The organism is Acuticoccus kalidii (assembly GCF_021556395.1).
Lineage (GTDB): Bacteria > Pseudomonadota > Alphaproteobacteria > Rhizobiales > Amorphaceae > Acuticoccus > Acuticoccus kalidii.
Genome location: NZ_JAKGCS010000033.1, coordinates 492715 through 501368, shown reverse-complemented (window position 1 = coordinate 501368; position 8654 = coordinate 492715). Strand labels below are relative to the sequence as shown.

General features: G+C 59.6%; 1 protein-coding gene, 2 tRNA genes and 3 rRNA genes. All 6 read left to right on the top strand.

What is annotated here, in order from left to right; translation table 11 throughout:
• Positions 1 to 243 precede the first annotated feature (243 nt).
• The 6 genes from L1787_RS20800 (at position 244) to L1787_RS20775 (ending at position 8646) form a co-directional block, all read left to right on the top strand.
• Positions 244 to 1707 (top strand): 16S ribosomal RNA (locus L1787_RS20800).
• 217 nt (positions 1708 to 1924) lie between these two features.
• Positions 1925 to 2001 (top strand) — tRNA-Ile (locus tag L1787_RS20795).
• Between the two features lie 52 nt (positions 2002 to 2053).
• Positions 2054 to 2129, top strand: a tRNA-Ala gene (locus tag L1787_RS20790).
• A 407-nt stretch (positions 2130 to 2536) separates the two neighbouring features.
• Positions 2537 to 5246 (top strand): 23S ribosomal RNA (locus L1787_RS20785).
• 278 nt (positions 5247 to 5524) lie between these two features.
• A 5S ribosomal RNA gene (rrf, locus tag L1787_RS20780) occupies positions 5525 to 5639 on the top strand.
• The 16S, 23S and 5S rRNA genes sit together here with 2 tRNA genes alongside, the layout of an rRNA operon.
• Positions 5640 to 6171: 532 nt before the next feature.
• Positions 6172 to 8646: a plasma-membrane proton-efflux P-type ATPase gene (locus L1787_RS20775; RefSeq protein ID WP_235711015.1), complete on the top strand. Its 2475-nt coding sequence runs from the start codon at positions 6172 to 6174 to the stop codon at positions 8644 to 8646.
• Positions 8647 to 8654: the final 8 nt, after the last annotated feature.

Genomic DNA, 8654 nt, shown 5'->3' with positions numbered 1-8654 from the left:
GCGAGGTTTCGGCCTCGGGTTCTTTGACAATCGCATAGATGAAGAAAGAGAAACGTGGGCGGCGTTGTCTCTGCGGATCGCGGCTCGGACCTTTCGGGGTTTGGAGCGGATCAACAAGACAATGGCGGACACGTTTTCAAGACGGACCGCTCCGATGAGATATCGGAGAGTGTGTCCTCGTCAAACGGGCTTCTCTTTATGGGAAGTTCGTCGCAAACGTGATCTTGCCGGATCAGATTGTCTCAACTTGAGAGTTTGATCCTGGCTCAGAACGAACGCTGGCGGCAGGCTTAACACATGCAAGTCGAACGCACCCTTCGGGGTGAGTGGCAGACGGGTGAGTAACGCGTGGGAACCTACCTATCGGTTCGGGATAACTTCCGGAAACGGAAGCTAATACCGGATACGCCCTTTGGGGGAAAGATTTATTGCCGATGGATGGGCCCGCGTTGGATTAGCTAGTTGGTGAGGTAACGGCTCACCAAGGCGACGATCCATAGCTGGTCTAAGAGGATGATCAGCCACACTGGGACTGAGACACGGCCCAGACTCCTACGGGAGGCAGCAGTGGGGAATATTGGACAATGGGCGAAAGCCTGATCCAGCCATGCCGCGTGAGTGATGAAGGCCTTAGGGTTGTAAAGCTCTTTCGCTAGGGATGATAATGACAGTACCTAGTAAAGAAGCCCCGGCTAACTTCGTGCCAGCAGCCGCGGTAATACGAAGGGGGCTAGCGTTGTTCGGAATTACTGGGCGTAAAGCGCGCGTAGGCGGATCATTAAGTCAGGGGTGAAATCCCGGGGCTCAACCTCGGAATTGCCTCTGATACTGGTGATCTTGAGTCCGTGAGAGGTGAGTGGAACTCCGAGTGTAGAGGTGAAATTCGTAGATATTCGGAAGAACACCAGTGGCGAAGGCGGCTCACTGGCACGGTACTGACGCTGAGGTGCGAAAGCGTGGGGAGCAAACAGGATTAGATACCCTGGTAGTCCACGCCGTAAACGATGATAGCTAGCCGTCGGGGTGCATGCATCTCGGTGGCGCAGTTAACGCATTAAGCTATCCGCCTGGGGAGTACGGTCGCAAGATTAAAACTCAAAGGAATTGACGGGGGCCTGCACAAGCGGTGGAGCATGTGGTTTAATTCGAAGCAACGCGCAGAACCTTACCAGCTCTTGACATCCCCTGCTCGCTGGAGAGATCCAGTTTTCCCTTCGGGGACAGGGTGACAGGTGCTGCATGGCTGTCGTCAGCTCGTGTCGTGAGATGTTGGGTTAAGTCCCGCAACGAGCGCAACCCTCGCCTCTAGTTGCCATCATTCAGTTGGGCACTCTAGAGGGACTGCCGGTGATAAGCCGAGAGGAAGGTGGGGATGACGTCAAGTCCTCATGGCCCTTACGGGCTGGGCTACACACGTGCTACAATGGCAGTGACAATGGGTGAATCCCAAAAAGCTGTCTCAGTTCGGATTGTCCTCTGCAACTCGAGGGCATGAAGTCGGAATCGCTAGTAATCGTGGAACAGCATGCCACGGTGAATACGTTCCCAGGCCTTGTACACACCGCCCGTCACACCATGGGAGTTGGTTCTACCCGAAGATGCTGTGCTAACCCGCAAGGGAGGCAGGCAGCCACGGTAGGGTCAGCGACTGGGGTGAAGTCGTAACAAGGTAGCCGTAGGGGAACCTGCGGCTGGATCACCTCCTTTCTAAGGATGTTTGGGATTAAGGCTTGCCTTTCCCGAACGCTTGGAAACACGCCTGGATCTTCGGATCACAGGCATTGGCGAGACGACGCCGCCTTCGTTTCTCTTTCTGAACAGAACGGTTGGGACCGGCCCTCCCCTCTCGGCGACGAGAGGACGGGCTGGGCGCGAACCAGCGTTGTGTGATGCGCGCATCTTGTGTATGCGAGCGTTGCCGGCGGGGCCTGTAGCTCAGGTGGTTAGAGCGTACGCCTGATAAGCGTAAGGTCGATGGTTCGAGTCCATCCAGGCCCACCACGGATTTGGCTGGTCTGGCTTGTTTTGGCTGATCGCCGACGACGCAAACAGAGGGGCCTTAGCTCAGCTGGGAGAGCACCTGCTTTGCAAGCAGGGGGTCGTCGGTTCGATCCCGACAGGCTCCACCAAGTTTACCGTTCTGGAACAGAACCGAATTCCTGCTTTGCAGGATACGCCGCGGATGCGGCGCCGGGCTCGAGCACTTTGTGCGGCCCAAGCTCAGACTGACATCGTGAAGAGAAGATGTGTTCGCCCATCGGGATCGATGAGGAGACGAAACGCGCGAGCGTTGCGTTCCTCGACGGATCGGTTTCGATGCGACGGGCGGAGGGTATCTCCGACATCCTGTGGCTCAGCTGCAGACATGTACCCCTCCCCTGCCCCGATGGTCCTGACCGGCCATTTGGGGATGATGCGAACAGATCTCGTGAAACTGGTCTTTCCTTATCGAAGCACCATTCGACGTTGAACGACGTCGCGCCTCCGCAGGGCGTTTGATCCGATTGGATCTCGGGTGGGCATCGATAATGAGAGTGATCAAGTGCCTTAAGAGCATCTGGTGGATGCCTAGGCATCGAGAGGCGATGAAGGACGTGGTACGCTGCGAAAAGCCGTGGGGAGTTGCGAACAAACTTTGATCCATGGATGTCCGAATGGGGAAACCCACCCGTTAAGGGTACCCGAAAGGGAGCGAACCCGGGGAAGTGAAACATCTCAGTACCCGGAGGAAAGGAAATCAACCGATACTCCGCTAGTAGTGGCGAGCGAACGCGGACCAGCCGAGCAACTTAGGAAAGCAGAACCATCTGGAAAGGTGGGCCATAGTGGGTGACAGCCCCGTATGTGGATCCGACGTTGACGTATCAAGTAGGGCGGGACACGTGAAATCCTGTTCGAAGATGGGGGGACCACCCTCCAAGGCTAAGTACTCCTCGATGACCGATAGTGAACCAGTACCGTGAGGGAAAGGTGAAAAGCACCCCGACAAGGGGAGTGAAAGAGTTCCTGAAACCGGATGCTTACAAACAGTGGGAGGGCGCAAGCCTGACCGCGTACCTTTTGTATAATGGGTCAGCGACTTAGTCTGACGAGCAAGCTTAAGCCGGTAGGTGTAGGCGTAGCGAAAGCGAGTCTGAACAGGGCGTTCAGTTCGTCGGATTAGACCCGAAACCGGGTGATCTAGCCATGAGCAGGTTGAAGGTTGGGTAACACCAACTGGAGGACCGAACCGTTGAATGTTGCAAAATTCTCGGATGACTTGTGGCTAGGGGTGAAAGGCCAATCAAACTCGGTGATAGCTGGTTCTCCGCGAAATCTATTTAGGTAGAGCGTTGGACGTATTCCTCGGGGGGTAGAGCACTGGATGGGCTATGGGGGCTTACCGCCTTACTGATCCTAACCAAACTCCGAATACCCGAGAGAATTATCCAGCAGACACACGGCAGGTGCTAACGTCTGTCGTGGAGAGGGAAACAACCCTGATCACCAGCTAAGGCCCCCAAATCGTGGCTAAGTGTGAAAGGATGTAGAGACCCCAAAACAACCAGGATGTTGGCTTAGAAGCAGCCATCATTTAAAGAAAGCGTAACAGCTCACTGGTCTAAATAAGGGTCTCCGCGCCGAAAATGTAACGGGGCTCAAGCCACGTGCCGAAGCTGTGGGCTTGTCTTTGACAAGCGGTAGCGGAGCGTTCCGTAGGTCCGTGAAGGGATACTCGTGAGAGGTCCTGGAGATATCGGAAGTGCGAATGCTGACATGAGTAACGATAAAGGGAGTGAGAGACTCCCTCGCCGAAAGTCCAAGGGTTCCTGCGTAAAGTTAATCTGCGCAGGGTTAGTCGGCCCCTAAGGCGAAGCCGAAAGGCGTAGTCGATGGGAATGCAGTTAATATTCTGCAACCTGGTGGTAGTGACGAATGCCGTGTGTTGTCAGTCCTTATTGGATTGGTCTGGCAGCGAAGGTGTTCCGGGAAATAGCTCCACCGTATAGACCGTACCCGAAACCGACACAGGTGGACTGGTAGAGTATACCAAGGCGCTTGAGAGAACGATGCTGAAGGAACTCGGCAAATTGCCTCCGTAAGTTCGCGAGAAGGAGGCCTTGGGTTTGCGCAAGCAGATCCGAGGGGCACAGACCAGGGGGTAGCGACTGTTTATCAAAAACACAGGGCTCTGCGAAGTCGCAAGACGACGTATAGGGTCTGACGCCTGCCCGGTGCCGGAAGGTTAAAAGGAGGAGTGCAAGCTCCGAATTGAAGCCCCGGTAAACGGCGGCCGTAACTATAACGGTCCTAAGGTAGCGAAATTCCTTGTCGGGTAAGTTCCGACCTGCACGAATGGCGTAACGACTTCCCCGCTGTCTCCAGCATCGACTCAGTGAAATTGAATTCCTCGTGAAGATGCGAGGTTCCTGCGGTCAGACGGAAAGACCCCGTGCACCTTTACTATAGCTTTACACTGGCATTCGTGGCGGCATGTGTAGGATAGGTGGTAGGCTTTGAAGCGTGAGCGCCAGCTTGCGTGGAGCCACCCTTGAAATACCACCCTTGCTTTCATGGATGTCTAACCGCGGCTTACGCCCGGGACAGTGTATGGTGGGTAGTTTGACTGGGGCGGTCGCCTCCCAAAGAGTAACGGAGGCGTGCGAAGGTGGGCTCAGAGCGGTCGGAAATCGCTCGTTGAGTGCAATGGCATAAGCCTGCCTGACTGCGAGACTGACAAGTCGAGCAGAGTCGAAAGACGGCCATAGTGATCCGGTGGTCCCGAGTGGAAGGGCCATCGCTCAACGGATAAAAGGTACGCCGGGGATAACAGGCTGATGACACCCAAGCGTCCATAGCGACGGTGTTGTTTGGCACCTCGATGTCGGCTCATCGCATCCTGGGGCTGGAGCAGGTCCCAAGGGTTTGGCTGTTCGCCAATTAAAGCGGTACGTGAGCTGGGTTCAGAACGTCGTGAGACAGTTTGGTCCCTATCTGCCGTGGGTGTCGGAGAATTGAAAGGATCTGCCCCTAGTACGAGAGGACCGGGGTGGACGTACCTCTTGTGGACCTGTTGTGGCGCCAGCCGCATTGCAGGGTAGCTACGTACGGACGGGATAACCGCTGAAAGCATCTAAGCGGGAAACCCACCTTGAAACGAGTTCTCCCTTGAGAGCCGTTGTAGACGACGACGTTGATAGGCTGGATGTGGAAGCGTGGTGACATGCGTAGCTTACCAGTACTAATCGCTCGATCGGCTTGATCACTCTCATTAGTTCATGCCCATTCGCCAATGGCGAACGGTTCTCTGCTGATTGCTCTGCAATGAGCCTGGCCTTCGGGCTGCTTGTTGTGAGGCGGTGGCGAGAACTGAAACGAATACGATTGAGGAAAGACCGGCTTTTGCCGGACGGGTTCAACCCGCCAGTTTCACGATCTGATCGCAGCGCAACGAGCGTGTGCGTGGCTCCTCATCGGCGCCCCGCACGGCCGGACGGCCAGGCTCATTGCGCGGCCATCAGAACACATGAACGTCCTCCGCTGGCCTGGTGGCCTTTGCGAGGGGTCCCCACCCGATCCCATTCCGAACTCGGCCGTTAACCCCCTCAGCGCCAATGGTACTTCGTCTCAAGACGCGGGAGAGTAGGTCGCTGCCAGGCCTGCCGAGGACGTTCAAACATCTTCTCTTCATCGATGCATTCCTGCAGCGGACACCCCTCCCCTTGCTATCAGCGGCCGACACGCTCCGCGTGATGCCGGCAGTTTGCGCCCATCATCCCCCGCCCGGCCTTGCTTGACCGAAACCGCGCGAAGGCGGACACTCGCTTATCTCATCGGCAGCAACCGTTGCGCCGACGCGCCGGACCGCGCCTCGGCACGCACCAAGAGGTGCAGACGCCCGCCATGCCCGCCGCCAACACTGCCTCTTCTGACCCGAGCCCCAACTTCGCGCCCCTACGCCGCGGGCCACCGCGCCACGCGGCAAGGCGCGACGGGCCGACAAGGCAGGCGGGCAAAGGGCGAACGGGCTTGGCCGTCCGCCGCGCCATTGGGCACAAGGTAGCCTCGGCTGCCAAAACGCGTGCCTCTCGCGCGCACGACCTTGCGGCCTTCGCCGCGCCCTTCGGCGCCCCGCCGCTGCCACTTCCCATCGCACCCCCGACCGGACGACGACGCGCAGTGGAGTAGACCATGGACGTCGGCAAGACAGACCCCCAAGACAGCGTCACGACAGCATCCGCCTTGCCGCCTGGCCCGCTCGACACCGGCCTATCCACCCGCGACGCAGAGGCCCGCCTCGCACGCGGCGGGCGCAATGCGATCGCGGAGACGCACGTCAGCCCGGTCCGCAAACTCCTCGGCTATTTCTGGGGGCCGATCCCCTGGATGATCGAAGTGGCCGCACTGCTGTCGGCCATCCTGCGCCATTGGAGCGAATTCGCGATCATCATCGCGCTCCTCCTCTTCAATGCCGGGGTGGGCTTTTGGCAGGAATTCAAAGCCTCCAACGCGCTCGACGCCCTCAGGAAGAGCCTCGCGCTGAGAGCCCGCGTGCTGCGGGACGGACGATGGTCGGAGATGGCCGCCGACGCGCTCGTGCCTGGCGACGTCATCCGCATCCGGCTCGGCGACATCGTGCCGGCGGACGTGCGCCTCGCCGACGGCGACTATCTCTCGGTCGATCAGGCGGCGCTGACCGGAGAATCGCTTCCCGTCTCGCGCAAGGTCGGCGACACGGCCTATTCGGGCTCCATCGCGCGGCAGGGGGAAATGGTCGCGATCGTCACCGCGACGGGCGCCGACACCTTTTTCGGCAAGACCGCAGCCCTCGTCGCCGAAGCGAGCACGCCCTCCCATTTCCAGAGAGCGGTGATGACGATCGGCGACTATCTGATCGCCATCTCGGTCGTCCTCGCCGCGGCGCTGGTCCTCGTCCAGCTCTTTCGTGGCGCACCGGCGCTCGAGCTCGTCCAGTTCGCGCTCATCCTCACCGTTGCCGCGATCCCGGTCGCGATGCCCGCCGTCCTGTCGATGACGATGGCGGTGGGCGCGATGGCGCTCGCCCGGGAGAAGGCGATCGTCTCCCGCCTCCAGTCGATCGAGGAGATGGCGGGGATCGACATTCTCTGTTCCGACAAGACGGGGACGCTGACGCAAAACAGCCTGACGCTCGGCCCCGCCGCCCTCTTCGGCGCGAGGGATGCCGGCGAGGTCATCTTGATGGCGGCGCTCGCCTCGAAGGCCGAGGATGGCGACGCGATCGACCTTGCCGTCATCGCGGGGCTGTCCGATCCGGCGGCCGTCGGCGCCTATCGTCAGACGAATTTCGTGCCGTTCGACCCGGTGCGGAAACGGACCGAAGCGCAGCTCACGGCACCGGACGGGACGACGCTTCACGTCAGCAAGGGCGCGCCGCAAGTGATCTTCGACCTCGCCAATGTGTCCGGCGCCACGCTCGCCGCGGCGCAGGGCGTCGTCGACGAATTCGCGGCCAAGGGATATCGCACGCTCGGCGTCGCCCGCTCCACCGACGGCACCCATTGGAGCTTTCTCGGCCTCCTGCCGCTGTTCGACCCGCCACGGGCTGATTCGGCGGAGACGATCCGCAACGCCGAGGCCCATGGTGTCGACGTGAAGATGGTGACGGGCGATGATGTCGCGATTGCGCGCGAGGTCTCCCAATCACTCGGGCTCGGCGGCAACATACGGCCGGCCGCGGCGATCTTCGGCAATGACGGGAGCGACTTGACCGGCGATGTCGCGCGCGAGGTGGAACGGGCCGACGGTTTCGCCCGCGTCTTCCCGCAGCACAAATACGAGATCGTGAAGGCGCTTCAGGCGAAGGGCCACATTGTCGGCATGACGGGGGACGGGGTGAACGACGCGCCGGCGATCAAGCAGGCCGATGTCGGCATCGCCGTCAGCGGCGCGACGGATGCGGCACGGGCGGCGGCCGACCTCGTCCTCACCAAGCCGGGCCTCTCCACCATCATCAACGCCATCGAGGAATCGCGGCGCATCTTCGAGCGGATGAACTCCTACGCGATCTACCGGATCAACGAGACCATCCGCACGATGATCTTCGTCGTCCTCGCGATGATCGTGTTTGGGTTTTATCCGATCACCGCGGTGATGATCATTCTCCTCGCCTTCTTCAACGACGTGCCGATCATGGCGATCGCCTATGACAACACGCGCGTCGCCGCCAAGCCGGTCCGCTGGGACATGCACCGCGTCCTCGTCGTGTCGAGCACGATGGGCATCGTCGGCACGATCGGCAGCTTCGGGATGCTCTATTTCGCCCGCGACGTGCTTCACCTGACGATCGATCAGATCCAGACTTACGTGTTCCTGAAGCTCGCGGTCGCGGGGCATCTGGCGTTGTTCGTCTCACGCTCGCGGAGTTGGTTCATCGCCCCGCCATGGCCGTCGGCGGCGGTGCTGTGGTCCGCGATCGTGACCAAGGTGCTCGCGACCCTTCTCGTCGTCTATCCCATGGGGCTGATGACGCCGATCAGTTGGACAGATGTTGCGATCGTCTGGGGCTACTCGATCGGGTTCGCGTTCGTCACGGATGCGGCGAAGGTGTTCGTCTCCCGGATGGTCGATCACGAAACCGCGCGTCATCATCAATTCTTTTCGCTTTTGAACCGCCGTCCAACTTGACGCATGAG

Bases quoted from the DNA above. Each gene is read 5' to 3' on its own strand.
- L1787_RS20775 (WP_235711015.1), top strand. From the start codon at position 6,172: ATGGACGTCGGCAAGACAGACCCCCAAGACAGCGTCACGACAGCATCC.